The organism is Roseococcus sp. SYP-B2431, assembly GCF_004336745.1.
Classification (GTDB): domain Bacteria; phylum Pseudomonadota; class Alphaproteobacteria; order Acetobacterales; family Acetobacteraceae; genus Roseococcus.
The window spans coordinates 297975-321723 of sequence record NZ_SJXD01000026.1; the positions used below are offsets into that span (position 1 = coordinate 297975).

The 23749-nt window shown below is 69.5% G+C and carries 27 protein-coding genes; 2 read left to right on the forward strand and 25 right to left on the reverse strand.

Translation table 11 applies throughout. From position 1 onward, the window contains the following. Positions 1 to 6: 6 nt before the first annotated feature. The 11 genes from EJV46_RS15815 to EJV46_RS15865 form a co-directional block, all read right to left on the reverse strand. Entirely contained in the window at positions 7 to 1500 is a 1494-nt protein-coding gene (locus EJV46_RS15815; RefSeq protein ID WP_131549655.1) for a ubiquitin-activating E1 FCCH domain-containing protein, read from the reverse strand. Continuing rightward, on the reverse strand, positions 1497 to 2990 hold the full coding sequence (locus EJV46_RS15820) for a phage portal protein (RefSeq protein WP_131549656.1): 1494 nt from the start codon (positions 2988 to 2990) through the stop codon (positions 1497 to 1499). Before EJV46_RS15820 ends, EJV46_RS15815 begins: the two co-directional genes overlap by 4 nt. Continuing rightward, positions 2990 to 3226, reverse strand: a complete 237-nt coding sequence (locus tag EJV46_RS15825) for a phage head-tail joining protein (RefSeq protein WP_131549657.1) — start codon at positions 3224 to 3226, stop codon at positions 2990 to 2992. Before EJV46_RS15825 ends, EJV46_RS15820 begins: the two co-directional genes overlap by 1 nt. Before the next feature lie 13 nt (positions 3227 to 3239). Next, positions 3240 to 5153: a phage terminase large subunit family protein gene (locus tag EJV46_RS15830; protein WP_131549658.1), complete on the reverse strand. Its 1914-nt coding sequence runs from the start codon at positions 5151 to 5153 to the stop codon at positions 3240 to 3242. A 25-nt stretch (positions 5154 to 5178) separates the two neighbouring features. Continuing rightward, positions 5179 to 5694 (reverse strand): hypothetical protein, encoded by a 516-nt coding sequence (locus EJV46_RS15835; protein WP_131549659.1) that lies wholly within the window; start codon positions 5692 to 5694, stop codon positions 5179 to 5181. Between the two features lie 78 nt (positions 5695 to 5772). After that, entirely contained in the window at positions 5773 to 6054 is a 282-nt protein-coding gene (locus tag EJV46_RS15840; RefSeq protein WP_131549660.1) for a hypothetical protein, read from the reverse strand. Continuing rightward, the gene (locus EJV46_RS15845) at positions 6054 to 6254 is read right to left on the reverse strand and encodes a hypothetical protein (RefSeq protein WP_131549661.1); all 201 of its coding nucleotides are present in this window, start codon (positions 6252 to 6254) and stop codon (positions 6054 to 6056) included. Before EJV46_RS15845 ends, EJV46_RS15840 begins: the two co-directional genes overlap by 1 nt. A 147-nt stretch (positions 6255 to 6401) precedes the next feature. Next, positions 6402 to 7259 (reverse strand): DUF3489 domain-containing protein, encoded by an 858-nt coding sequence (locus tag EJV46_RS23300; RefSeq protein WP_240782584.1) that lies wholly within the window; start codon positions 7257 to 7259, stop codon positions 6402 to 6404. 95 nt (positions 7260 to 7354) lie between these two features. Continuing rightward, a complete protein-coding gene (locus tag EJV46_RS15855; protein WP_165585577.1) occupies positions 7355 to 7642 on the reverse strand; it encodes a hypothetical protein in 288 nt (95 codons plus the stop codon). 49 nt (positions 7643 to 7691) lie between these two features. Continuing rightward, the gene (locus EJV46_RS15860; RefSeq protein ID WP_131549662.1) at positions 7692 to 8960 is read right to left on the reverse strand and encodes a site-specific DNA-methyltransferase; all 1269 of its coding nucleotides are present in this window, start codon (positions 8958 to 8960) and stop codon (positions 7692 to 7694) included. Then, the gene (locus tag EJV46_RS15865; RefSeq protein WP_240782585.1) at positions 8950 to 10515 is read right to left on the reverse strand and encodes a site-specific DNA-methyltransferase; all 1566 of its coding nucleotides are present in this window, start codon (positions 10513 to 10515) and stop codon (positions 8950 to 8952) included. Before EJV46_RS15865 ends, EJV46_RS15860 begins: the two co-directional genes overlap by 11 nt. A gap of 265 nt (positions 10516 to 10780) precedes the next feature. Here EJV46_RS15865 and EJV46_RS15870 point away from each other — a divergent pair, with 265 nt between their 5' ends. Both EJV46_RS15870 and EJV46_RS15875 read left to right on the forward strand, forming a co-directional pair. Continuing rightward, positions 10781 to 11104 carry a DUF1778 domain-containing protein gene (locus EJV46_RS15870; RefSeq protein ID WP_131549664.1) on the forward strand — a complete coding sequence of 108 codons (324 nt, stop codon included), beginning with the start codon at positions 10781 to 10783 and terminating at the stop codon, positions 11102 to 11104. Next, positions 11095 to 11604, forward strand: a complete 510-nt coding sequence (locus EJV46_RS15875) for a GNAT family N-acetyltransferase (RefSeq protein WP_240782586.1) — start codon at positions 11095 to 11097, stop codon at positions 11602 to 11604. Before EJV46_RS15870 ends, EJV46_RS15875 begins: the two co-directional genes overlap by 10 nt. 3 nt (positions 11605 to 11607) lie before the next feature. On the opposite strand, the gene EJV46_RS15880 is transcribed toward EJV46_RS15875, so the two are convergent. From EJV46_RS15880 to EJV46_RS15945, 14 genes are all read right to left on the reverse strand, one after another. After that, on the reverse strand, positions 11608 to 12162 hold the full coding sequence (locus EJV46_RS15880; RefSeq protein WP_131549665.1) for a DUF6456 domain-containing protein: 555 nt from the start codon (positions 12160 to 12162) through the stop codon (positions 11608 to 11610). Further along, the gene (locus tag EJV46_RS15885) at positions 12152 to 12382 is read right to left on the reverse strand and encodes a hypothetical protein (protein WP_131549666.1); all 231 of its coding nucleotides are present in this window, start codon (positions 12380 to 12382) and stop codon (positions 12152 to 12154) included. The genes EJV46_RS15880 and EJV46_RS15885 overlap by 11 nt, the downstream gene beginning before the upstream one ends. After that, a complete protein-coding gene (locus EJV46_RS15890; RefSeq protein WP_131549667.1) occupies positions 12379 to 12927 on the reverse strand; it encodes a crossover junction endodeoxyribonuclease RuvC in 549 nt (182 codons plus the stop codon). The genes EJV46_RS15885 and EJV46_RS15890 overlap by 4 nt, the downstream gene beginning before the upstream one ends. Positions 12928 to 13346: 419 nt before the next feature. Next, a complete protein-coding gene (locus tag EJV46_RS15895) occupies positions 13347 to 15698 on the reverse strand; it encodes an AAA family ATPase (RefSeq protein ID WP_131549790.1) in 2352 nt (783 codons plus the stop codon). Beyond that, a complete protein-coding gene (locus tag EJV46_RS15900) occupies positions 15695 to 16462 on the reverse strand; it encodes a hypothetical protein (RefSeq protein ID WP_131549668.1) in 768 nt (255 codons plus the stop codon). Before EJV46_RS15900 ends, EJV46_RS15895 begins: the two co-directional genes overlap by 4 nt. Then, entirely contained in the window at positions 16462 to 16671 is a 210-nt protein-coding gene (locus EJV46_RS23305; protein WP_131549669.1) for a DUF6511 domain-containing protein, read from the reverse strand. Before EJV46_RS23305 ends, EJV46_RS15900 begins: the two co-directional genes overlap by 1 nt. Before the next feature lie 165 nt (positions 16672 to 16836). Then, complete coding sequence (locus tag EJV46_RS15910; RefSeq protein ID WP_131549670.1) at positions 16837 to 18513, reverse strand: DEAD/DEAH box helicase; 1677 nt, start codon at positions 18511 to 18513, stop codon at positions 16837 to 16839. A 17-nt stretch (positions 18514 to 18530) separates the two neighbouring features. Further along, complete coding sequence (locus EJV46_RS15915; protein WP_131549671.1) at positions 18531 to 19175, reverse strand: hypothetical protein; 645 nt, start codon at positions 19173 to 19175, stop codon at positions 18531 to 18533. Positions 19176 to 19191: 16 nt separating this feature from the next. Then, positions 19192 to 20094, reverse strand: coding sequence for an ATP-binding protein (locus EJV46_RS15920; protein ID WP_131549672.1), 903 nt, complete (start codon positions 20092 to 20094; stop codon positions 19192 to 19194). After that, complete coding sequence (locus EJV46_RS15925; RefSeq protein ID WP_131549673.1) at positions 20091 to 20456, reverse strand: hypothetical protein; 366 nt, start codon at positions 20454 to 20456, stop codon at positions 20091 to 20093. Before EJV46_RS15925 ends, EJV46_RS15920 begins: the two co-directional genes overlap by 4 nt. Continuing rightward, positions 20456 to 20812 carry a hypothetical protein gene (locus EJV46_RS15930; RefSeq protein ID WP_131549674.1) on the reverse strand — a complete coding sequence of 119 codons (357 nt, stop codon included), beginning with the start codon at positions 20810 to 20812 and terminating at the stop codon, positions 20456 to 20458. The genes EJV46_RS15925 and EJV46_RS15930 overlap by 1 nt, the downstream gene beginning before the upstream one ends. A gap of 33 nt (positions 20813 to 20845) precedes the next feature. Further along, entirely contained in the window at positions 20846 to 21418 is a 573-nt protein-coding gene (locus EJV46_RS15935; protein WP_131549675.1) for a hypothetical protein, read from the reverse strand. A 125-nt stretch (positions 21419 to 21543) separates the two neighbouring features. Continuing rightward, positions 21544 to 22500, reverse strand: coding sequence for a hypothetical protein (locus EJV46_RS15940; protein WP_165585578.1), 957 nt, complete (start codon positions 22498 to 22500; stop codon positions 21544 to 21546). Next, positions 22454 to 23686 (reverse strand): hypothetical protein, encoded by a 1233-nt coding sequence (locus tag EJV46_RS15945; RefSeq protein WP_131549677.1) that lies wholly within the window; start codon positions 23684 to 23686, stop codon positions 22454 to 22456. Before EJV46_RS15945 ends, EJV46_RS15940 begins: the two co-directional genes overlap by 47 nt. Positions 23687 to 23749 lie beyond the last annotated feature (63 nt).

Consider the following 23749-nt stretch of genomic DNA (forward strand, 5'->3'; position numbering starts at 1 on the left):
GGCGCCTTACGGCGCGGCGAAGCCCTGCGCGTTGACGTAGACCTGCGCGCCGGTGGTGATGCAGGCGACGTTCATCGCCGTGGCCGCGGTGCCGCGCAGCGGGGTGGGAAAGGTGATCTCCACCGGCGCCGCCATCGCTGCCGGAAGCAGCTGTCGCCAGATCACCGTGGCGCCGTCCTTAATCACCACCTCGGTCGCCACCGTCGGATGCGCGTTGCGGAGGTCGATCGAGGTCACGTAGTTGCGGATGCCCGCCGCAGCCGCCGCCCGGAGCACCACGTCGGTGGTAGTGATGATCCCACCCGCCGCGGCCGCGGTCTGCCAGTCGGCCTCGGGGATGGCGTAGGGCTTGGTGACCAGCGCGCCGATCAGCGTCGCCAGCAGATCCACACCACGCGCCGTCGTGACGGCGATCGGGTTGGCCGAGTAGCCAGTGGCGGCCAACACCGGCACGGCGCCAGCCGTGTTGCGCGCCTGACCACCCACTGGCGTGACCGCCGGCGGGATGGTGCTGAGCACGTTCACGCCCAGCCCCTGGCCAGCGACCGACTGGCCGCGGCCGGCGGTGATCTCCGTCGTCAGCTCGGCATAGTCGGCGATGGTGACGAACTGGACCCTGATGTCGGTGTTCGAGGCCGGCGCCAAATTGCGGCTGACCGAGGCCCAGCCGGTGTTGAGATAGGCGCCGCTGAAGGTTGAGCCCACCAGGTCGAAGCTGTTGGCGTCGATGACCGTGATGGTGAAGCTGCCATTCGCCCCGGGCACGCCAGAGACATCGGCCACGGTCACCACGTCGTTCGTCGCGAAGCCATGCGCGGCACGGGTGACGCGCACCGCGCCGCCGCCGTTGTTCGCCACCGCCGAGATGCCGTTGATCACCTGCCGGTTCCGCACCCGGATCCGGAACCGATACAGCGCATTCGGCTCGGGAATCTGCTGGTGGCGAACATAGGAGTTCGAGCGCGCTGCCGTGGTGTCGAGCAGCCGGCCGTGGAAGTAGCACTCGTCGTTGGTCGGCTCGATCTCCAGCACGGACCACCCCGCGGGCGCCGTGGTGGGAATGGTGCTGCCGGAGGCGCTGCCGAGGCGCGGGGCGCCCTCGCTGCCCACCTCGTAGTTGGCGAGCGTCGGGCTGGCGCCATCCAGCCGCCAGGCCGCGGCGCTGCGCCCATCCGGCTGGGCGGTGGTGGGATCGATGCTGACGAGCTCGAGCCACACCGACTGGCCGACGATCCGCTGGCTCATGTTCACCGCCACCATGACCCGGAGCGGGATGGTGAAGGTGGTGCGGCTGGTGAGCGTGAGCTCGTCGTCGAGCGTGGTGCCGGTGGAGATGGTCACCGCGCCCTCTGCCACGGTGTGCGTGATGCCGCCGCCGGTGGCCGCGATCTCCCACCGCGCCGGGTTGATCTCGGTGCCGTTGAAGCTGTCGCGGAACTTCTTCTGCATGCTCTTGATCTTGAGCATGTCGTCGGTCCAGTCGTAGGCGCCTGCGATCATGGGGATGCTCCTGGATTGGCGGCAGCGCCGGCATCCGCACGCGGCGAAGCAGCGCCGGTGGCGGCGATCTCGATGGCGGCGAGCTGAGCCGCATCCTGTGCGGCGCCGGACTTCGCGACGCGGCGCGGATCGCTGTCGAGCGAGAGGCCCGCCTCGTCGAGCAGGGCATTCGCCTCGCGGATCATCTCCACCACCTGGCGGAAATCGTAGCCGAAGGCGCCGACCGCCTCGGGCTGCGGCACGAAGCCGGCGCGCACCTGCGCGATCAGCGCCGTGGTGTCCTTGAGCGGGTCGATCATCTCGTGCGCGGGCGGGACGTGCGACAGGCCCTCGGGAACATCCGCGCTCCACAACCCGAGCAGCGCGCCCTGCGCGTGGAACCGGTCCGCGATTGGCCGCACCAGCATCGGGATGAGCATGCCGTACTGGACCTGCTCGCAGAGGCGCCGAAACTCGATCTTGCCGGCACGCAGCGAGGAGTAGTTCGCCTGGGTCAGGTCGCCGGCCACCTGGTCATAGGTCAGGCCGGTGCCGACGGCGGAAGCCTCCAGCGCACGGCGTGCGAAGGCGGCGTGGCTGCCACCGCCCGAGGGGTTCACGACCTCCACCGACCCCATGCCGCGGCGATACAGGATCATCCCCGGCTCGAAGCTCTCGACCGTCCGGCCTTGGGCGTCGCGCAGCAGGCCCGAGGCCGGGCCGGTCATGGCCTCGTCGCCATCCTCCGAGACGACCGCCGCGAGGCAGGCCTCGATCTTGGCCTTCATGAGGAGCGCGGCCTCGTAGTCGCCCAGGTCGCGCAGGCGGGTGAGCACCGGAGCGAGCCAGGAGACGTCGCGCAGCTGGCCGGGGCGGCGCTTGCGGTAGATGTGCAGCACGTCGCGCGCGGGCACGCGCTGGCTGCTCAACCAGGTGGCGCCGCCCGGCAGCACCCAGGACGCGCCGGGATGCACGCGGTGCAGCCAGTAGCCGACCGGCTCGCCGGCCTCGCCCAGGCCGATGCCCTGCAGGGTGGGGACGCCTTCGATGACGCCCTGGCGGGCCGCGTCGAGGTGATCGCTCTCCAGCACCTGGAGCCGCAGGCCGATCGGATTGGCTGGCGTGATGTCGGCCGGCAGGAGGCGAACGAAGCATTCGCCGCTCTCGACAACAGCGCGCATCACCAGCGCCTGCAGGCCATAGAGGTCGAGCCGGCCCTCCGCGTCGCAGGCGGTGCTGTCGGACCAGCGGCGCCAGGCCTCGGCATGGGGCTTGTCAGGCCAGCGGGTGGTGATGCCGGCGCCGACGGCGTTGCCGGTCCAGAGATCGACGATGCGGGCGGCGTAGGGGTCGTTGCGGACAGCATCGCGGGCACGGCGCGCGACCGTGGGAGCGGCGGCGCCGACCTCCGCGGTGGCGCTGCTCCCCGAGGCCGCCCAGCTCGATGCGCGGCTGTCCTGGGCTGCGGCATAGCCGCGCAGCGCGTGCCAGGCATCACGAAGACGCCCCATCACCGGCTGCCCTCCCGCGAGAAGCTGGCGAAGGTCGCGCTGGGGCGGCGCGCGGCGGCGTTCTCCGCGGCATGGAGCACCGATAGGGCGCGGCCCAGTTCATCGAGCGACCGGTATTCAACGGTGCGGCCATCGAAGGTCACGCGCGTGGTACCGCCGGTGAAGGCGGCGGCCAGCACGGCGGCACGGGTGCCGGCGGGCTGGGCGAGTGCCCAGGCGAGGACGGTCGGATCCATGCTCGTCCTCCTTTCAACGAAGCCAGCCGCTGCGCGGCGCGAGCCAGCCCCGCGGGCGCTGGTTGTCGGATGGCGGCACCGCCGCGGCCTGCGACGCCGGCGATGGGGGAGCGACATTCCCAGCGGCGGGAATTTCGCTGGGCCGCAGCGGTGCGTCCGCCGCCTCGTCACGCAGCCGCGCCCAGAACTGTTCGCCGTAGCGGTCCGCGCCCAGCAGCCAGAGCGCCGCGCGAGCCAGCACCGCGCAGTCCAGTGCCTCATTCCGCTCCCGCAGCTTGGCCCATTCCTGCCGGGCAAAGCCGCGGCGGTCCTTCACCGTGCGCAGCTGCTCGGCGACGAGCTGCTTGACCCATTCGACTTCGACGCCGCGCGGCAGATGCACCCAGCCGGGCGGCAACTCCTCCGCGTCGCCGCGGCCGAGCCAGAGCCGGCGATAAAGATCGGCCTTCCAGGTCGAGACCGACACCGTCCACAGCTTGAGCCCGCGCCGCAGCTTCTGGCCGTTCACCAGCGCATCCACCGGCGTCGGACCCTGCACGGGCTGCGCCCGGTTCCAACCGTCGATGCCTTTGGTCGGCGCGATGCGCGGATCCCGCAGGCGGCGCAGATGGCCATAGACGGCGGCGGTGTCGCGGCCGCCGGTGTCGACGCAGAGCCGGGCGATGCGCATGGCGCCGCCACCCTGGCGTGGCCAGTCGCGAGCCAACACCCGTGCCAGTTCGTCCCATGGCTCGCGATCCCGCGGGCTGCCGGGGATCACCACATGGTCAACGAGCCAGGACGAGAAGCCCTCCGCCCAGCCCCAGACGTCGCATTCCAGGCGATCGTCCTGCACGTCCACGCCGGCCGTCAGCACCAACGCACCGGGCGGGACGACGCCCATAGCGAAATCCTCGCGGCGCTCGACCAGGCGTTCCCAATCCGGCGCCTCGCCCTGCTCCTGCCAGGTTTCGCCCAGGACGGTGTTCTTGAAGGTCTTGATATCCTCGGGCTTGCCCTGGGCTGCCTCCCAATCGCGGGCGATCTGCTCCCAGGACAGCCAGCCCACCGGCGAATAGAGCGCCGAGATGTGGAAACCGATGGTGTGCGGATCCTGGCCCTCCGCCGTTGCGCGCCATTCCCCGCCGCCGAGCATGGCGGTCTTGTCGTGCTCCTGCATGGGGTGGTCGCAGGCCGAGCAGTGATACCGCGCTGTCTCGGGCGCGCCCTTCTCCCACAGCAGCCGCTCGAAGCGGAGCCACTGCATCTCGCCGCACGCCGTGCACGGCACAAAGAACCGGCGCTGGTCGGAGGCCAGATACTCCCGCTCGATCCGGCTGCGCCCGGCGATGGTGGGCGTGCTGACCAGGAAGGCCTTTCGCCGCCAGCCGAAAGTGCGGGCGCGCGCCTCGGCGAGCGCGATGGGATCACCCTCGCCGGCGACGTCGCCGGGATAGGCATCCACCTCGTCGAGAAACAGGAACCGCGCGGTCATCGAGCGCAGCCCAACCGCGCTGTTCGCCCCGGTCAGGACCAGGATGCCGCCGGGGAATTCCTTCGACAGCATCGTGTTGCCGCTGTGGCGGGCGCGAGCCGGGGCGACGCGCTCCCGCAGCGCCGGCGTCTCCTCAAGCAGCGGGTCGATGCGCTGGCGCGAGAAGCGCTTGGCCAGTTCCACGGTCGGCTGCACCGCAAGCGCGGGCGCCGGCACGTGGTGCATGATGTAGCCGAGCCAGTTGTTTCCGCTTTCCGTGGCCCCGACCTGCGCGCCCTTCATGAAGACGACGCGCCGGGCCGGATGCACTGCCGACAGCGCGTCCATCACATCCTTGAGGTAGGGCGTGCGGCTGGTGCGCCACGGCCCTGGCTCGGCGGAGGCGCGGCTGCCGAGCATGCGGTGCCGCTCGGCCCATTCCGAGACGGTGAGCTGCGGCGGCGGGCGGAGCATGGCGCCGACACGCCGGCGCACATGCTCACGGCTGCGGAGACCGGTCCCCTCCGAGGCCTGCTGGATCGAAGCGATCGGCCGCCTCCGTCAGCAGGTCGTTGATGTGGCTCTGCAGGATGGTCTGCAGCAGATGCGGATCGACGCTGATCTCGGCGGCGATCAGGCCGGAGACGCGGGCCGGCCAGTTCAGCAGCGCGTCGCGCATGGTGCTGCCGATCTCGTCGAGCGCGGCATTGGCCTCGGTGACATCGACCAGGCGGCGCTTGGTCTCATCCAGCGAAAGGCGCTGCGCCTCCACCTTCAGCGCAAGCTGCGCCACTTTGAGCCGGGCGAAGGGCGTGCCCTCGGCGCCCGCGCCATTGGCCAGCGGCGACCGCGCCGGGTCTGCGGTCTCAGTCAGGCGGCGGCGGGTCTTGTCGATGTCCCACTGGCCATCCGGCTCGCGGGCGATGCGGCCCGCCCGCTCGGCCTTGTGGATGGCGGTGTCGCTGACGCCGAGGCGACGGGCGGCCTCGCGCGTGGAGGCGGTCATTTCCGGCATGGCGGCGACTCTGCCTCCCATCGCGGAGCCGCGATGGGGGCCCGCAAGCCGCCGCGCGTGATGGCGATGCCGGCCTCCTCAGAGGGGACGAAGGGCGCGCTGGCGGGCGGCTTCAAAGGCGGTGATGGCGGCGGACCAGTCCAGCGTGGCGCCGTCGCCGAGCATCTGCACCGGCGCGAGGGCCACGCGGCGGCGCGCCCAGTAGTTTCCGTCCAGCGTGGCGAGCCAGCCTGCCAGCCCCTGTGCGGCAAGCGCCGCGGCGGCGGCCTCGACCTCGGCTTCGCTGGGCGGCGCGGCGCGGCCCATCGTCACGTGCCGGCCATCCTGCGCCAGGATGATCCAGCGGCGCTCGGAGGGCATCAGCCCTCCTCCTTCTCGGTCTGCCAGGTGGCGTAGTCCACCGTGGCAAAGATCCCGCGCCCGTCGCTGGCGGTGCAGACCTGAATGGTGGCGCGGCCCACGCTGTCGGTGCTGCGCGGCGCGGTGGCAAGAAGCTGCTGCCAGGCAGCGCGGTCCTGCGGGCCTTCGGCAGTCTGGTGCGGGAGGATGGTGGCGCTCATCGTCGTCTCCGTCTCGGCGGGGCGGGATGGCCCTGCGCGTGACGGACGATTCGCGCTGTGTCGGAGCGCAGCCAACTCGATAAGGCGCCGGGAATCTCGATGATCCCCGGCGCTCCCGATCATGTTCAGCGGCGTGGCTGAGATGCTTCACTCCGCCAATGCGTAGATGGTGAAGGACCCCTTCGCGCCGGTCTTGTTGGGGCCGACCATCCGCTCCCGCGACTTCACTTCGACCGCGTGGCCCTTCTTCTTCAGCCCGGCAAAGAAGCCGCGTACCGTGTGCTGCGCCCAGCCCGTTGCCTCGGCGATCTGCGCGACCGTGGCGCCCTCGGGGCGGCGCAGCATGGCCAGCACCTGCTCCTGCTTGGTGCCCTCGCGCGGCTTGCGCAGCGCGCCCGGCTCGCGGGCGATGCGGGCGGGCTTGCCGGCGAGCAGGGTGCGGAGCGCTTCCATCGGCGCGTCGAGTGCACCGATCATGTCGCCCTCGCGGTTGGCCTCGTCATCCCAGGTGGCGAGGATCGCCGCGGCGGCGTCGCGCAGGCTGGCGCGCGGAGTGGCGGCGCGCGCAGCGAGGGCCTGGTCGAGCAGGGCGATTTCCTCCGCCAGGGGCGCGGCCTGGGCGGCTTCGGGCGGCGGGGCGTCCTCACCCTGCGGCGCCGGCTCCTCCGCGCCCGTGGGCGCCGTGTCGGGCACGCTGCCCTCGATGCCGGAGCAGTCGGGCTCGCCGGCCACCGCGTCGTCCTCGTTCGGGTCGATGCCGATGGCGCGCAGCCCCTCGTCGGTGATACGCGCCACAATCCAGGTTCCGTCGTCATCCTGGCGCCAGCCCAGGCCCACGTAGTCCCGCGGGGCGTTGATCTCGGTCAGCAGGTTGTTCTTGATCAGGCTGCGGAACACCGCGTTGCGCGCGGCGGCCGGGAGCGTTTTCGGCGCGCGGGCGAGGCCCATCTCGTGCTGCGCGGCGGCGCTCAGGATCACGCGCTGGGTGTCGGAAAGCTTGGTCATCCTGGTGGTCTCCGGTGTCGGGCGCCGACCATCGGCCCCTACTGCCCGGAGCCCCGCCGGCGTCGCCGGTCGGGGCGGTGTGGGAGTGACCCGCGTCAGGCTTCGTATTCGCCGCGGCGGAAATGCTGGTCCGCGATGTCCTTCAGCTTCGCGGTGGCATCCGAAAGCCAGGCCGCTTCGCCCCAGAGCACCGTCTCGGGGTCCGCGCCGAAATGGTCCGCGCTGGCCTGGGTGAGTTCCGTGAGGAGGGCGTCGAATTCGGCCTTCTTCGCGAGGAAGGCGGCCAGGCTGCGTTCCTGGTTGCGGGCGGCGCGGGCTTCGCGGTCGGTCATCGTGGTCTCCGTCGTGGTGCAGGGCGGCGTGCTCTGCGTGTGACGGACCATTCGCGCTGTGCTGCGCACGAGCCAAGCAAGATGCAGCGGCGCGGAATTGCTATGTTTCGGCGGTCTGGATCACATCATGATCGACGACGCCACGCGCCGCGGCGACATCGGCGAAGATGCGATCATCACCCTCCAGCACGGCGGCTTCGCCGGTCGTCTCCTGCCACCGCCGCACGATGACATCGGCATAGGCGGGGTCGATCTCCAGCAGCACCGCGCGCCGCCCCGTGCGTTCGGCAGCGATCATGGTGGTGCCCGAGCCGCCGAAGCAGTCCAGCACTGTGTCGCGCGGCTTGCTGCTGTTGCGGATGGCGCGCTCGACCAGCGCCACCGGCTTCATCGTCGGGTGCAGGTCATTCCGCGCCGGCTTGTCGAAGTGCCAAACATTCCCCTGGTCACGCGCGCCGCACCAATAGTGCTGCGCGCCGGCCTTCCATCCGTAGAGCATCGCCTCGAACTGCTGGTGGTAGTCGGCGCGGCCGAGCGCGAAGGTGTTCTTCGCCCAGATGATGGTGCTCGACCACTTCCCACCGGCCTCCTGCCAGACGCGATGCAGCGTCGGCCATTCGGAGGAGGACATGCAGACGTAGCAGGCGCCCTTGGTCACCGAGAGCAGGTTGGTCAGCGCCGGCCGCAGGAACTCCGGAAAGCCGCCGCCGAGCGCGTCGTTGGCGATGGTCATCTTGGCCGCGGTGCCGCCCTCGTAGGCCACATTGTAGGGCGGATCGACGAAGCCCATGTCGGCCAAGTGGCCGGCGCCGAGCGCACGCTGGACATCATCGATCTTGGTCGCGTCGCCGCAGAGCAGCCGGTGCTCGCCGCAGCGCCAGAGGTCGCCGGCGCGCGTGACGGGCACCACCGGCGGCGGTGGAGCCTCGTCGGCGTCATCGCCAAGGCCCGCATCGGCTGCCGCCAGCAGACGGTCGAGCTCCATGCCCGAGAAGCCGAGCACGTCGAGATCGACCACGGCCTCGTCACGGATGCGGGCGATCTCCGCGGCCAGCAGCGCCTCGTCCCAGCCGGAGTTCAGGGCGATCTGGTTATCGGCCAGGCGAAGGGCTCGCGCCTGCGCAGGGGAGAGATGTCCGAGCTGCAGCACCGGTACCGCGACCAGGCCCAGCTGCTTGGCCGCCATGACGCGGCCGTGGCCGGCAATGAGCACGCCCTCTGCGTCGACCAGCACTGGGTTCACGAAGCCGAACTCGGCGATGGACGCCGCGATCTGCGCCACCTGCGACGGCGAATGCGTGCGCGCGTTCTCGGCATAGGGGACCAGCGCTGCCAGCGGCAGAGCGGAGATCACGAGGTCAGGCTGCATTCGCGGTGACCTCCATTCGCGCCGCCGCCACGGCGTCGTAATCGCGCCCGTCATCGGCCAGGGTTACCGGCACATCGGGATGCAGCATCCGCCATCGCGCCACGGCCAGGTCGACATAGGCAGGCGCGAGCTCGATCGCCCGCACGCAACGGCCGGTGCGCTGGCCGGCAATGATGGTGGTGCCAGCGCCAGCGAAGGGCTCGAACACCACGTCGCCCTCATCGGCATAGGCACGCATCACGAAGTCAGGCAGCGCGACCGGAAACACCGCGGGATGCTCTGTCTCGATGCCGCGGGCCTTGTGCCGCGTGATGCGCAGCACGTTGTCCGGGATCCTGGTCTCCTGCACGCCCTGGCCGGCATGCTGCCATTCACCGACGGTGCCGTCCTTGGCGCGGAGGCCACCCTTCTCGGAGTTGACGTGCCCCGCCCAGCGGCAGGGGATGATCTTGTTGGGGCGCCGGGCCTCGCGATTGAAGTGGAAGAGCAGCTCGAAGGCGGGCGACAGCCGCCCATTCCAGTCGCCCGGCAGGCCAGGCCCCTGGTCCCAGGTGTACAGCCCGAAGCGCCGCCAGCCGCGGGCGCGCATCCAGTCGAGCCAGCCGGCCCAATAGGGCTGCCATTCGTTGTCACGATGGATCAGGCCGAGGTTCACCAGCACCTGGCCGTCGGGCCGCAAAGCCGCGTCGAGATGCTGGAACACGCCCTGCATCAGCGCATCCCAATCCGTGACGCCGCCGGTCGTGTAGTCGCGCTGGTTGCCGTAGGGCGGGGAGGTGAAGAGCAGCGCGGCGCGGTCCTCGCCCATGACTCGCGCCACTGAGGCGGCGTCGGTGCTGTCGCCGCAGAGCAGGCGATGTTCGCCCAGCAGCCAGAGATCGCCTGGACGAGTGACGGCCTGGCGCGGCGGCTCCGGATCGGCATCGGCGGGGTCGTCCGCCGGCTCCTCCACATCCGCCGCGCCGGCCGCACCGCCCCCCTCGACTGGATCCGCGGACAGAGCCTCGGGCGCGTCGCCGTCGGACACGGCATCTCCAGCCGCCGCGAGGATGTCCGCGAGCTCATCCGCCGAGAAGCCGAGCGCGCCGAGATCGATGTCCTGCGCCGCCTGCACCGCAGCCAGCGCATCGCGCAGCAGCGCCTGGTCCCAGGTCGCGTTCTCCGCGATGCGATTATCCGCGAGCCGCAGCGCCTCCTTCTGCGCCGCGGACAGGTGCCGCAGAACGATCGCCGGCACCTTGGCCATGCCGAGCGCCGACGCAGCCTCCAGCCGACCGTGGCCGGCGATCAGCACGTCGTCCTCATCGACCAGCAGCGGGTTGGTGAAGCCGAAGGCGAGCATGCTGGCCTTGATCTGCTCCAGCTGCTCGGCACTGTGCACGCGGGCGTTGCCGGCGTGCGGACGCAGCTCCCCCACCGGACGCAGCAGGATCTTCGCCGCCATCCAGGGGAGCGTCATGATGCCATCCGGTTTGCAGGTGGTTTGCAGGGCCGCGGCGCGGCATCGGTTTGCAGCTAACGATTTGAAGCCGCGGGCGAAGGCTGCAAACCGCAACCCATATTTTCGGCCTGGCGCTAGCGATGTTGCGCGCTTCCGCCCCCCGCATACAGCGGGGCCAGGAAGGAACCATCGGCTCGAGAGCCACTGTGGCTGAACAGCGGGTCAGTGGCTCGGGAGCCACTCTGCTGCGGTCGCAATTCAACGACTGTCGAAACACTATCCCTTCTGGTTCCGGTGCCGCAATCGCGTTTCAGCAGCGCCACGACTGCGTGGTGGACAATGTCTATACAGAGTCGTAGAACCAGCCTCGGAGGCCACCATGCCCACACCCGCCAAGCGCACCACCACCCCGACCCGCCGCCCGGCCAAGGCCCAGCCCGCCATCACCGTCGGCGCGATCAACATCCGCGTCCGGCCCGAGGAGCGTGCCCTGATCGACCAGGCCGCCGTGCTCTCGGGTAAGTCGCGCTCCGAGTTCATGCTGGAGGCCGCGCGCCGCGCTGCGACCGACGCCATTCTCGACCGCACGCTGTTCCGCACCCAGCCGGCCGCGTACGCCAAGTTCCAGGCGCTGCTCGACGCGCCGCCCAACCCGAACGGCAGGCTTCGCAAGCTGCTGGAAACCGCGCCACCGTGGGAGTGAGTGCCGACAGGCTCAGCGCCCCGACGCCGCTCGACGACACGCACGACCTGGCGATGTTCGATAGCGGCGAGGCCACGCTCGATGACTGGCTACGGCGGCGTGCGCGGGCGAATCAGGCGGCCGGCGCGTCAAGGACCTTCGTGGTGTGCCGCGCCGGCTTCGTGGTGGGGTTCTACTGCCTGGCGGCTGGGGCTGTGGCCGTGACCGCTGCTCCAGGGCGTGTGAAGCGCAACATGCCCGACCCGATCCCCATGGCGATGCTGGGCCGACTGGCCGTGGACCGTAGCCTGCACGGCCAGGGCATCGGGCGGGCGCTGCTGCGGGATGCGGTCTTGCGCGTGCTACAGGCCAGCGAGGTGCTGGCGGTGCGCGGGGTGTTGGTGCAGGCCCTGAACGCCGACGCTCAGCGCTTCTACCAGGCGTGTGGCTTCACGCCGTCAGCGATCGACCCGATGACGCTGATGGCCACGATGGCGGACCTGAAGGCCGCCCTGGGCTGACGCTCACGCGGCATGCTCCCGCGGTTGCAGGCCATAATGGGCCGCCAGCACGCCGAGCGCGGTGAGCAGGATGCCCTGTGCCTGGACGTGGTGGATCGGACGGCCGGACCACCCTTGCCGCATCGCCCATTCCCGGAGGGAGCACTCGAGGCCGAGCACGTGCCACAGGCAGCTTCCGCCGGCGCTGTCCGCGCCGCCGAACACGTCCAGGGCCGCGGCCAACCGACGCCGTGCAGCAGCCTGGCGTTCGCTCAGCAAGTCGCCGCCACCGCCCTGGACGCGGAGCAACTGCGTGGTACGCATGCCGTCCAGTGCGGCGAGGCGGAAGGTCACCCGAAACATCGCCCCGGCGTCGTGCATCGTCTGCGTGATGCTGCCCTTCACCAGCATGAGGCCCAGCGTGTCGACAGAACGTCGATGCGTCACCGGCACGCCTGTTTCCGGATCCGCTTCGCGGAGGGGTTCTGTGAATTCGCCATGCTGCAGCCGCCACTTTGACGGCTTCGCCAGATCATCCTGCTTGGGCTTCGCCACCTTGGTCTTCCGCTTACCGGCCATTGTAGTTCTCCCCGTTGCGACGACCCCAGCGCCGATTGGCCTCGTTGGTAATCGCCTGGCGCAGCCAGTCGTCAGTGATGTCGGCGACCGGCAGGGCGGCGACGCCGTGCCTATGCCAGGCGGCGGCGCGCATGGCGTTCACCTCGCTGTCGTTGGTCGGGCTGCGCGTCCCGCGGTCGAGGCAGGATCGGGGCGGTAGAGGTGCGCCGTGCATGCTCATGCGCGGCCTCCCTGGGGGTCGGTCGCCCAGAGCAGAAGGGCGATGGCATCCGCCTCGTTATCGTCGGCCGGCGCGAAGCCGCGAGCCTGGATGGCGGCGACCATCTTTGCCTTGTCGGCATTGCCCTTGCCGGTCGCGTAGCGCTTGATCGTGCCGACCGGAACGCCCTCGTAGGGGACGTCGTGCTCCTCGCACCAAGCGGTTAGCATGCCGAGGAAGCCGCCGTAGATGTGCGCCGCATCGGTGCCGGCATGCGCGCGGACCTCCTCGAACACGATCCGCGCGACACCGCCGGACAGGGCGGCGACCTCGACCAGCCATCCACGGAAGCGCAGGAAGCGCATCCCGCCGCCTTCGAAGCGGGTTGGCCTGAACGTCATGGTGCCGGAGGTGATGCCGCCATCGCGTGACCGCAGCGCCCATCCGGTGGTGGTGCCGAGGTCCAGGGCGAGCACGGTGTGGTGCGCCAGGCTGATCGCGGGCGGGAGGGCGATGGGCGGGCCGCTTGCATGGGCGGCGGACATGGTGAGAGTCGTGGGTGCCATGGTGGTCTCCGGAATGGGATCGTCCTGGTGAGGGCGGCGACGGTGCGGTTCTTGGCGGAGCTCGCCGTCGCTGCCCGGCTTGGGGTGGATGACCCTTGGAGGGGGTGGCCCACGCGCCCAACCCGGTCGCCCGAGGTGTGGTGTGCGCGCGCCGTTGAGGCGCGCACGCACACCCCCCGTAGGGGGGAGGCGAAAAACCGAATCTGCCAAACTGCTCCAAGTTACTGGTTTCACGTCAGAAAAAGCAGTTTCGGAGCAGTTTCGGACAGATTCGTTACGCGAAACTGCTTTCGGCCAGAAGCCGCTGATCTGATTGACGAAAAGCAGTTTCGCAGTTTCGGCAGGGAAGCAGATTGGGACCGAAACTGCGCAGTTTCGGGAGCAGTTTAGGTCAGTGCGGAGTCGCATCGAGGGGGGCATCAGGCGGGCTCCTCGGGGTCGTGCAGCACCCACACCTCGGGGTTCTCGACCTCGAGCAGCGCCTCGCTGCGGGGGCATTGAAAGTGGCTCGGGAGCACCCGCACGGTGGCCGGGATGATCTCGCCGGTCTCCGGATCAATGGTCTCCTCGCCGGTGCCGAGGAGCATGTCCTGGACAACGAGATAGCCGTTCTTCGACTTGGTGTAGGGCTGCCCGAGGTCGCGCGCTTCGCGCCGGTACTTGATGTAGCCCTTCATGGCCAGGACACCGATCCGCTCACGGATGTTGTCCTTGCCGCCGAGCCCGCGCTTGTTCTCGAACTTCGACGCAAAGGCGTTGGTGGTGCAGAGCCGGCCTTCCTCCGCCTCCTCGGCGATCAGGCGCAGGATTACGTCGTGGCGGCGCGTGCGCTCGGCATCGAGCTTGCGGCCGATGTCCTTTCGGACGATCCGCTCACCCTTCCGATCGAGCTCGACCCAGGCGCCACCACGTTTATCGATCAGCATCGGCTCGAGGCCGGGCCCGTTGCGGAGCTCGACATGCAGCTCGCGTTCGGTCTGTTCCTCGTCGGGGCGAAACAGGATGGCGCCCGAGGTGTAGTAGCCGCGCAGTGCGCTGGCGCCGGAGAGCGACAGGAAGGGATCGTCCTTCACCTGCTGCTTGCTGAGCTTCTTGGTGTGGTGGGCCAGGATGATGCCGGCCTCGGGGGCGACCATGTCGCGGAGCGCTTCGACCCGGCTCTGCAGGAAGAACATCATCGCGGCGTTGTCGTTCTCGCCTTCGCCGGCGGGCCCGCCATCGAAGAGGTTGCGGATGGGATCGATGCAGATGATGTCCGGCGGCGCGTCAGGAAATGCGGCGCGGATGGCAGCCGCAACGAGGGGCACACCCTGGTCATCGAGCAACATGCGCAGCTTGGGGGTGACGACGAGGGTGTTGCGGGCGCGGGCGACGATCGCGGGATCGAGCCGCAGCTGCTGCAGGCGCTCGCGCAGGTAGTGATACTGGATCTCCGCCTGGAGATAGAATACGCGCAACGGGCGCGGCGCGGTGAAGCGCAGGAACGGGGCGCCGGCCGCGGCGTGCACCAGCAGGCTGATCAGGAAGTCTGATTTGCCGACCTTCGGCGCGCCGCCGAGCACCAGCATCCCGCCCGGGGTCAGCAGGCGCGGCCCAATCAGGTCGTCGGGCATCGGCGAGGTGTCGTCCAGCAGCGCGCCGAGCGTGTGCGCCGCGATGGCGCCGGGCAGCGCTGCCGCTGCCCGCAGCAGCGGCGGCCCGTTGCGGTCGACGTGCAAGGCCCAGATCGCATCGGCCTCGACCTTGAGGCGGTCCAGCGGCCATTCGGGGCGAAGGCAAGCAGCGTTGTACTGGCAGATCGCCTCCCAGCCCTCATCGCCGGTCATGCGGCCCTCGTGGACCATGCGGACAAAGTGACCGATGGCGGCGCTGGCGCCCTGGAAGCGGGTCCACGCGTCCTGGCTGCCCTCACGCACCGGCGTGGTGAGGACGGCATCGAGCCCTGGCCGATTGACGCCAGGGGCGGCCGTGGGCGCCGTGAAGCCTGGCATGGCGGGCATGGCCGCGACGGCCGCGGCAAAGTCGGGGAGCTCCACCTCGACCCGGGGCCGGTGCTCGCGAATGGTGACCCGACGCTGCACGCCATGCTTCTGGTGGACGGTGCCGGGCACGCGGATGGGCTGGTGCGCGGAGCGGAAATGCGTGTCGCCACCGACCTTGTCGGCGATCTCCCCGCGCAGCGCGCAGACCCGCGCCAGGTCTTCGCCCTCCGCCGGCTCGGTCAGCCGCCACCAGGCGTGCAGCTTGGCGGTGCCCTCGGCGGTGCGGCCACCGCTCTCGACCAGCAGGGTCGGCGCGCCGAGGTGGTGGACGAGGTGCGCCAACTTGGCGGCGATGTCGCCGGCGTCGAGGTCGACCACCACCGTCTGCATCTGGTGCACATGCTCGGCGCGGGCCTGCCCCTGCTCGGCGACGGTGCCGGGGATGACATAGACGGCGCTGCCTTCGCGCGCGGCCCAGGTAGCGTAGGCGCTGAGGGATGCGGCGGCGTGCCGATCGGCAGGGACCCAGATATTGTGCGGCTTGGTGTCGAGGCCCTGGCCCTGGTCGACGAAGCCGCGGACGGGGATCAGCCCGTCGCAATAGCCGAACACCACGTCGAGGAAGGCGGCGATCTGCTCGATATCCGGCGCGACGTGTCCGCCAACGCGCGGCATCGACTGCCCAGCACCGGGAAGTTGATCCATCTCGACATGCCCAATGGCGGGAATATCGGTCTCGCTCTCATCCACCAGCGGCGCTGCATCGTTGAAGTCGCCCCATGCCGTCATGCAGGCTGCGCCCAGCAGCGCTTGGCCCAGGGGCAGAAGCGACACTCGAAATGATCGGCCTGGGCTGCGACCCGCGGGAGCAATTCGCCAGCATCGGTCGCGGCCAGGATCCGGACTGCGCGATCGGACATGCGTTGCGCCAGCTCGGCGTTGAACGGCACCAGCTCGTGGTGCAGCTCCGCCGTGTCCTTGTTGATGGCGGTGAAGAGCGCCGGATTTTCCGCCACGCCCGGCACGGCGGCGTCCATGTAGGCCTGGTAGACCGCGATCTGCGCCGCGTAGATCGGCTTGGCCACAGCGACGCCCTTGCTGGACGTCTCGCGCCAGGCCTTGGCGTTCATGGTCTTGCATTCCCACAGCGCGGGGAACGCCATGCCGGGGATGGTCGGGCCGCCGGCGAAGACGCCATCGATATGGCCGCGGATGCGACCGCCCGCTACCGAGAAGCCAAACTGCTCGCCATGCTCGCCACCCCCACGGCGGGTGTAGAGATCGAAGCCGGCGGCGCGCAGCCAAGCGACGGCCACGTCCTCCAGCGCGTGGCCGATCCCGAAGATGCGCAGCAGCCGTCCGTCGAAGTCGGCGCCCTCATCCTTCGGGGCCTGCACGAACTCGAACTGCAGCGCCCGCTCGCAGGCATGGCCGAGGCGAGAGCCGCCCAGGTAGCTGCGCGGCGGCGTCGCCTGATTGGCCGTAATCAGTGCCGCGTCGATGGCGGCATTCACATGCGCGGAGGTCTCGCTGCGGCTGTTGAAGTCGAGCATCAGAAGGGCACCTCCGCCGTAGCGTCCTGCCGGGCGATCGCCTGCATGGCCTCCTGGAAGCCGCCGACAGCGACCTCGATCAGCGTCAGCACCTGCGCCTCGCTCAGATCCTTGAAGCGGGTGCCCCAGCCGATCTCGGCCATCGTCTCCGCGACGCGGCGCATGGCCGCACGCATCGCGGTCCTCTCCTGCTCGGTGAGGTCAACCATGGCGGACGACCTCCCCGCCAAGCGCGACCAGAAGCCCTGGCAGGCGATGCAGCAGAAGGAGACCGAGGGTCGCGGCTTCCTCCGCGGCGCCGGGTCGAACCAGCCAAAGCCACGCGCCGGGCGGGAGCAGACGGCGCAGGGCGGTTCCGGGGAGCGGGCCACTGATCATGCCGCCTGCCCCAGCGCCGCGGGCTGGGCGCTGCGCACGAGATGCTGGATGGCCTGGCGGTTGAACTTGAAGGTCAGCAGCGCCGACGCCTGGTACCGGGTCATGCCGAGATCGGCCCGGACTGCCGGCGGCAGGTGGACCAGTTGGCGCTCGGTCGGCGGCTCACGCAGCCAGCGCCGGCTCTTGTGGGCGCTCTCGTCCGTCTCGTAGGCGTTCAGCCAATCGTCCGCCGCGGCCAGCGCCACCAGCCGCTCCCCGATGGACAGCAGGCGCGGCCGCTCCTCCTTGGCGCCGCCGACCGCGTGCCAGGCCCCGTTCAGGAAGAAGATGCCCGCCCAGCCGTTGAAGCCATTGGCCAGCAGGGCAGCGTCGTCGCCGAACAGGTCACACCACTGGAAGGCGGAGCGACGGAGGAGATCGATCTCCGTCATGATGAAATCGGTGAGTGGCGCCGTCTCGCGCCCGCGGGGCTCGAAGGCGTGGCCGCAGATTGGGCACTCCATCACCGCGATCGGCACCTCGGCCTCGCAGGAGGGGCAGGTCTTGGTGGGCGGCTCACCTTCACCGGGCTGGCTGTCGAGATCGACGTCCTGCTCCAGGCAGCCGTGGATCTGCGAGGATGTGCCGAAGTCGAGCACGATGCAGTCGCGCTTGACGATGCCGGGATGCTCCGTGGGATCGACGGTGCGCAGCCCGCGGCCGACCATCTGGATCATCGTGCATTTGAAGGAGCTTGGCCGCAGAAGCACGACGCAGGAGGTGGGCGGGTGGTCCCAGCCCTCCGTCAGCACCGCGACATTCACGACGATGCGTGCCTCGCCCCTGGCATAGGCGGCCAAGACGGAGCGCCGCTCGCCGTCCGGCATGTCGCCGGTCACCACGACGGTGGGGACGCCGGCCGCGTTGAAGGCGGCCGCGACGTGCTCGGCGTGGGCGATGGTGGAGCAGAAGGCCACTGTCTGGCGGCCGCCGGCCTTCTCCTGCCAGTGCTTCACCACCGCGTCGGTGACCGGCACCGTGTCCATGACGCGGGCGACCTCGCCCATGTCGAAATCGTCGCCGCTGCGCCGCACTGCCCGGAGCTCATCCTGGACGCCGACATCAATGATGAAGGTGCGCGGCGGCACCAGGTGGCCGGAGGCGATCAGCTCGCCGAGCCGGATCTGGTCGGCGACGTTGGAGAAGACCTGCCGCAGCCCGACCTTGTCGCCGCGGTTTGGCGTGGCAGTGACGCCATAGATCCGGCAGTCCGGGTTGCGGTTGAGGGCGCGATCGATGATCCGGCGATAGCTGTCGGCGACGGCGTGATGTGCCTCGTCGATCACCAGCAGGTCCAGCACCGGCATGGCTTCAAGATTGGCGGCGCGCGTCAGCGTCGGCACCATGGCGAAGGTGACCTGGCCGCCCCAGGACTTCTCGCCGGCATCCACCACCGAGGTGGAGACGCCCGGGTTCACGCGGCGGAACTTCGCCAGGTTCTGCGCCGTGAGCTCATCCCGATGCGCGAGGACGGCAGCCTTGGCGGCGCTGCTGCCGATATGCTCGCCCACCGCCGCCGACAGCATGATCGTCTTGCCGGCGCCGGTCGGTGCGACGCCGAGGGTGTTGCCGTGCTGACCGAGCGCACGGAGGCTGCGCTCGACGAAGAGCTTCTGGCGGGGGCGGAGCATCATGCTGGTGCGGCCCTCCCTCAGCGCGCCCAGGCGGGGCGATTGTCGGCTCCAGCCGCCGGCGGGGTGCGCGGCACGGCGGCAGGGAAGGCGCCCTGCGTCGGGGCCGCGGGCGGCGGAGCATAGGTCTGCGCCTGCGGCGCGTAGGCGGGCCCGGGCGCGCCCGCGTGCGGCCCCATCGCCGTGGCATAGGCCCGGTGGTCCGGCGTGACCGCCATGCGGATTTCGTTCTTCGGCTCGCCGTTGGCGTCGGTGCCGGTGTCGATCTTGGCGAGGAACTCCAGCCCCTCGAGGTCCGCGAAGCCGCCAATGCGGCGCGCGGCCTGGGCCTGCGGCGAGGCGTCCTTGTCGGAGATCCCGCGGGCGGAGTTCAGCATGCCGCGCACAAAGCTGCGGCCCATATTCCCCCAGTCCGGGCCTTTCGGGCTGTAGAGGCCGACCAACGTGAAGATCTTCCGCTTCGCGTAGGGGCCCTCCAGCACGGTGAACTCGCCGTTCAGATAGACGGCGCCGGTGCTGCCGCGGGTGGCGTAGCCGCCCGTCCAGCCCTGGCTCGGATCGTCAAAGCCGCCGGGGCGGATCGTCAGGCGCACCTTCGCGATGGTGCCCTTGGGAATCAGGTTCGGGTTCTGCGAGGCGTCGTTGTAGTCATTCCAGGAAGCCATGCGGGATCTCCTCGGATCAGGTGTTCGGGGTGTCGAAGGGGGCGGCCAGCGCGAGCGGCGGCGGTGGCAGTGCGAGACGTTCGGCGGCGGGGCGCGCAGGGCCGCGGATCTTCTCGAAGAGCCGGCCGAGATGCGGCTCCTCGACCAGGTCGAGCCGGCCGCTGCGGTCCTTCGCGGGATAGCCCCAGGGATTCAGCGTCTGGCAGATCAGCGAGCGGCGGAGCGCGCCGGCCTCGTCCTTGATCGCCGCCAGCGTGAGCACCTCATCGACGATGCCGGGCAGCTCGAGCCCGGTCTTGCTGCCGTCGATCTGCGGCACGAAGACCTTGCGGTTGAAGTCATCGAGCTTCTCGTCGAGAATCCCGACGAAGATGATGTTCTTGCCGCGCGTGTGCTGCAGGTGCGTCAGCCAGGCGATCATCTCGCGGCCATGCAGACCGTAGGCGCCGCGGATGTCGGGCTTGCCAGTTTTCTCGGCGAAGGCCTCGGGCTGGCCGCGGCACCACTGGAAGCAGAGCCGGCCCGCGACGGTGATGCTGTCGATGAACACCGTCTCGTAGCGGGTGAGCAGCGCGGGATCGCCGAACTGCTCGCAGACGGCGGCGTAGTGCGCAGGGGAATAGGGCTGGTCGTCGCGCAGCGCCGGGTTGGGCCCGCCGATGAAAGCGGCGAAGTCGCGGCACTCCTGCCACGTGCGCGGGCGGATCGTGTCGCCGCCCCACCCCTCGACCGCGAGGTCGCCCGCCTCCAGGTCCATGAAGAGCGTGGTGCTGGCCAGCAGGGTCCAGAGCAGGCTGGTCTTGCCCTGGCCGCTGCCCCCGAAGATGCAGGCCTTGACGCCGCGTGGCTCGGCCTGCCGTTCGTCGGCGGTGATGATCCGGAAGCCGCGCCCCGGCGCCTGCGCGAAGGGGGCGCTCATTCCGCGCTGTCCACGATGCGGGCGGCGGCGGCCGTCGCATTGACCGTGCCGACGGCGCCGGCGCGGCGCGCCAGGTCGTGAATCTGCCGCAGCGCGTCGGCCTTGCGATGCAGCGCGACCGACTGGCGAAACAGCGCCTCGGCGGCGAAGGCCACGTCGTCCACCGTCGCCTGCGCGATCGGCTTGGTGATGACCGGGCTGCCGCCCGGACCGGTCGGCACCTCGATGCTGTCGGGCAGCATCTTCAGCCAGAGCTTCTCGCGCAGATGGTCGAGCGGGGTCCGCGGCGTCATGCCGTTCTCCTGGTTGGGTGCGGTGGAGTGGGTGCCGGGCGCGACGCCCGCGTCAGCGGTGAGCGCCATCACGCGGCGACGCTCATCGGCTTGGCCGCCGCCAGGACCGAGGCCAGCGTGCCGGCGCGGCTGCGGGCGCGTGGCCGGGCGATGGCGAGGTAGATGAAGTCGCTTTCGCCCATGCGGCGCTGGACGAGGTGCACCAACCCGTCCTGGGCCAGCTGCAGGGCGCGTTCGGCGACGCGCAGAAGAGCGCGACGCTCGGCGTCCGGCACGGTCGAGGTGAGCGGCGAGCCGTCGACCGCCAGGAAGCCGCGGTGATAGACGATGCGGTCACCAGGCATGGCGGAGCCGAACCAGGCACAGAACATCGTCTCGGTGAGCGGCGGCTCCGCAGAGCGGAAGCCAGTGATCGTGCTGTCCATGTTGAGTATTACCCAGCCTCCCGCAAATCCGTCTCACGCCGTCGCCGGGATACCGGCGACGAGCAGGCGGAGCCGCAGCTCGCGCAGATGGCGGTAGAGGGTGGCGCGCGACGTCGGGCTGGCCTTGGCCAGCTCGTGCGGGGAGCGCTCGGTCAGTTCGGCGCAGAGGGGGAGGGTCTCGGCCGGCAGGGTGCCCAGCGCGCGGTCGAGGTCGATGCGGCGCTCCGCCGCCGCAAAGGCGTCGGTCGGCTGGCCAAGCCAGGCGCCGTAGCCATCCGCCTCGGCGACGCTGTCGCCGATGGTCAGGCCCTCGCCGCCGGGCTGAGGGTCATCCAGCGAGATTGGCGCCATGGTGGCGCGACCGCGCAGGATGCGCTCGGTGAGGCGGATGGCGCGGTGGTCGAAGCAGGCGGCGGCGAACGGGCCAAGCTCGCCGCGGGCCGGGTCGAAGCCCTTCAATCGGGCGAAGAGGTCCGTCAGCAGGTCCTGACGGAGATCTTCCTGCTCATGGCGGGGAATGCGGCAGGTGCGGATGATGCGCAGGGCGACGCGGTCGGCGCTGCGCTGCAGGGCATGCGTTTCGGCGCGGGTGGGGGTGAAGGGCATTGGCTGGTCCTGTCCATCGGGTGGCGATGGGGACAGCCTCGTGGACGGCGCGCGTCCTGGCCTTTCGACAGCCTATCGGTTCCTATCGGTAGTCTATCGGCCAGGCTGGCGCGGGCAGCGAACGCTCAGTCGACGAATACCCGGCGCTTCTCGATCATCAGCGCGTAGCCGCCCTGCCGGTCATTCCGAACCGTCTGCCCTTCGCTGTCCGCGGAGGTACCCGCGGCGGTACGAAGGGCCGCGCGAATGCGGCTGATCGACACCGCGACCTGCTCCTGCTGTGGCTGCCGGTCTTGATCCTTGCTCTTGGCGAGTTCCTCAAGGAGCGCGTCAGCCGGCACGATCCCGCAGTCGGTGCTGGCCTCGCGGCCCAAGGCGACGAGCACGCGGAAATGCCGCGGTTCCAAGTCAAGCGGTTGGCGATGGAAGAGTGCCGCGCCCGCGTGCTCGTCGATTTCGAGAGCATCAGGCGGACGCTCCTGTGGGATTCCCGCTTCGGTCAGGCGCAAGGCGACGGGCACAGCGGCCTCCTCGTCCAGCAGCCCGATCGCGGCGACGACGGGAATGCCTTCCAACTCCAGCCGTCGGCCGACATCGAGTGCGAGATCGCGCGCCACAGGCGTCACGATGACCGGCCGTGTCCCGCTGCTCCGCCCCTTCAACGCCAGGGCTATGTCGAGGGCATTGGCGTTGGTAAAAAGCCGAACAAGGTAGAAGGCCCTGCGATGGACGTCGCCAGGCGGCTGACCGAGGTGGAGGACGCGGTCGGAGAGCCGTTCGAGCGGCGGGCCTGCCAAGCCTGCAGCGCGGCGCGCTTGAGCACCGACTGCGCTAAAGTCTATGTCGAGCCAGCGATGCCCACCCGCGGTGATGCCTTCGACGATGAGTTCGCCATTGTCGCCGAAGCCGGTACGGCAAAGGTCGAGGTCGTCTTCCGGCCGCCGATAGTGCAGCATCCCCGCCTGCCGAAAGTCCGCGAAAGCTTCTCCATACGACGCGAGTTCGGCTTCCGGCAGGGCGCGAATCGGATGACGGTCAAGCTGCCGAAGCAACAGCCGGGAGAGATGGAGGTGACTGGACAAAGCCGTTCTCGCGCAGATGCTGGAAGATACGTGCCTCAAACATGTGGTCGCGGAAGTTGGCCACATTATTCGGGCGAATGGTCACGAGGACATCGCGCTTCCGGCCATCGACCTCGAAGCGGAGCAACAGCTTGATTGTCTCGATCCGCAGCACGCCAAGATCGATGTCTGGCACCATCTCATAGAGCCGCGCCAGCGCATTCTCCGTGTCGCGCATGCTGAGCGACCACGGCGAGCCGCCGCGCCCGGTATGTCCCTCCTCTGCCTCGTCGACATCGACCTGCTTTACAAAGACCTCCTTCAGGTCCTCGTCCCAACCATTCTTGAATTTCCACGGCGCACCGCCAGACCGAATGGGCGCAAGCGTGTAAAGCCGATCGTTGCCTGGTCCGGCGAAGAAGTCAGGATCGGCAAGAAGGTGGGTGGCGAACAGCCGCACCAGCTCGCGGCGTTCGACAAGGCTTCGCGCATTGACCTTGATGTGCCCTGTCCTTGGATCAAAGCTGATGGCGTCCAGCGTCATCTCGCGGATGGTTCTGACCTTCTGCTCGCCTTCCTCCTCGACGGTGGTGGTCACGGCGTTCATGCCGTGCTCGATCAGGACGTTGATGAGGCCCGCTTCCGGGTACCAATGGATATCGCAGATCCGTCCAAGGTACCGTTTTGCGAAGAATACCGAGCATGCCGCCTTGAAGGCGCCCTGGGCCGCGGCATTCTCGTTCAGCACAACGACGCCGCGGCGGGCCCCCACGAGACGCAGTGGAGAGGCGGCGAAGAAAGCCTGGCGGTGCACCGCGCGCTCAAAGATGCCGGGGTGGCGAAGGTAGGCCCGAAGCGCGAGATGCCGCGGTGTCAGATGCTTGCCGTCGCCCGGCGCAGCGAGTTCGCTCTCCGGGACGAGCGCAACCCCTTTCTCGTCCGCAATCTCCTGCAGGGCACGCGCGCCATTCGGAGTGGACAGGGTCAGGATGCAGTGCAAAGCATCCAGGAGCGCATCCGGAAAATCTTCTCCGCCATCCTTGAACAGGATGAAGAGCGCATCTCTCCGCTCAGCCTCGTCGGCTGGTAGAGTATTCCAGTCGAACTTCAGTTCGGCGGCATACGGCGCCAGAAGCTCCTGGAGCAGATCGAGATCTACTGTGCGCATGAACGCGCGATTTACAAAGTTCCTGACATTCTTCGCCAACCTGGACTCCGCGCAATGTGTTCGCCATGCGTTCTATCAACCCAGGCGTGCGCCTGTCGAATC

Bases quoted from the DNA above. Each gene is read 5' to 3' on its own strand.
- EJV46_RS15890 (WP_131549667.1), bottom strand. From the start codon at position 12,927: ATGGCACCCACGACTCTCACCATGTCCGCCGCCCATGCAAGCGGCCCG.
- EJV46_RS23300 (WP_240782584.1), bottom strand. From the start codon at position 7,259: ATGACCAAGCTTTCCGACACCCAGCGCGTGATCCTGAGCGCCGCCGCG.
- EJV46_RS23305 (WP_131549669.1), bottom strand. From the start codon at position 16,671: ATGGTTGACCTCACCGAGCAGGAGAGGACCGCGATGCGTGCGGCCATG.
- EJV46_RS15880 (WP_131549665.1), bottom strand. From the start codon at position 12,162: ATGGCCGGTAAGCGGAAGACCAAGGTGGCGAAGCCCAAGCAGGATGAT.
- EJV46_RS15915 (WP_131549671.1), bottom strand. From the start codon at position 19,175: ATGGCTTCCTGGAATGACTACAACGACGCCTCGCAGAACCCGAACCTG.
- EJV46_RS15895 (WP_131549790.1), bottom strand. From the start codon at position 15,698: ATGACGGCATGGGGCGACTTCAACGATGCAGCGCCGCTGGTGGATGAG.
- EJV46_RS15935 (WP_131549675.1), bottom strand. From the start codon at position 21,418: ATGCCCTTCACCCCCACCCGCGCCGAAACGCATGCCCTGCAGCGCAGC.
- EJV46_RS15920 (WP_131549672.1), bottom strand. From the start codon at position 20,094: ATGAGCGCCCCCTTCGCGCAGGCGCCGGGGCGCGGCTTCCGGATCATC.
- EJV46_RS15885 (WP_131549666.1), bottom strand. From the start codon at position 12,382: ATGAGCATGCACGGCGCACCTCTACCGCCCCGATCCTGCCTCGACCGC.
- EJV46_RS15855 (WP_165585577.1), bottom strand. From the start codon at position 7,642: ATGGTCCGTCACACGCAGAGCACGCCGCCCTGCACCACGACGGAGACC.
- EJV46_RS15930 (WP_131549674.1), bottom strand. From the start codon at position 20,812: ATGGACAGCACGATCACTGGCTTCCGCTCTGCGGAGCCGCCGCTCACC.
- EJV46_RS15840 (WP_131549660.1), bottom strand. From the start codon at position 6,054: ATGCCCTCCGAGCGCCGCTGGATCATCCTGGCGCAGGATGGCCGGCAC.
- EJV46_RS15870 (WP_131549664.1), top strand. From the start codon at position 10,781: ATGCCCACACCCGCCAAGCGCACCACCACCCCGACCCGCCGCCCGGCC.
- EJV46_RS15835 (WP_131549659.1), bottom strand. From the start codon at position 5,694: ATGCCGGAAATGACCGCCTCCACGCGCGAGGCCGCCCGTCGCCTCGGC.
- EJV46_RS15815 (WP_131549655.1), bottom strand. From the start codon at position 1,500: ATGATCGCAGGCGCCTACGACTGGACCGACGACATGCTCAAGATCAAG.
- EJV46_RS15860 (WP_131549662.1), bottom strand. From the start codon at position 8,960: ATGCAGCCTGACCTCGTGATCTCCGCTCTGCCGCTGGCAGCGCTGGTC.
- EJV46_RS15830 (WP_131549658.1), bottom strand. From the start codon at position 5,153: ATGCTCCGCCCGCCGCCGCAGCTCACCGTCTCGGAATGGGCCGAGCGG.
- EJV46_RS15925 (WP_131549673.1), bottom strand. From the start codon at position 20,456: ATGGCGCTCACCGCTGACGCGGGCGTCGCGCCCGGCACCCACTCCACC.
- EJV46_RS15910 (WP_131549670.1), bottom strand. From the start codon at position 18,513: ATGATGCTCCGCCCCCGCCAGAAGCTCTTCGTCGAGCGCAGCCTCCGT.
- EJV46_RS15900 (WP_131549668.1), bottom strand. From the start codon at position 16,462: ATGCTCGACTTCAACAGCCGCAGCGAGACCTCCGCGCATGTGAATGCC.
- EJV46_RS15825 (WP_131549657.1), bottom strand. From the start codon at position 3,226: ATGGATCCGACCGTCCTCGCCTGGGCACTCGCCCAGCCCGCCGGCACC.
- EJV46_RS15845 (WP_131549661.1), bottom strand. From the start codon at position 6,254: ATGAGCGCCACCATCCTCCCGCACCAGACTGCCGAAGGCCCGCAGGAC.
- EJV46_RS15820 (WP_131549656.1), bottom strand. From the start codon at position 2,990: ATGGGGCGTCTTCGTGATGCCTGGCACGCGCTGCGCGGCTATGCCGCA.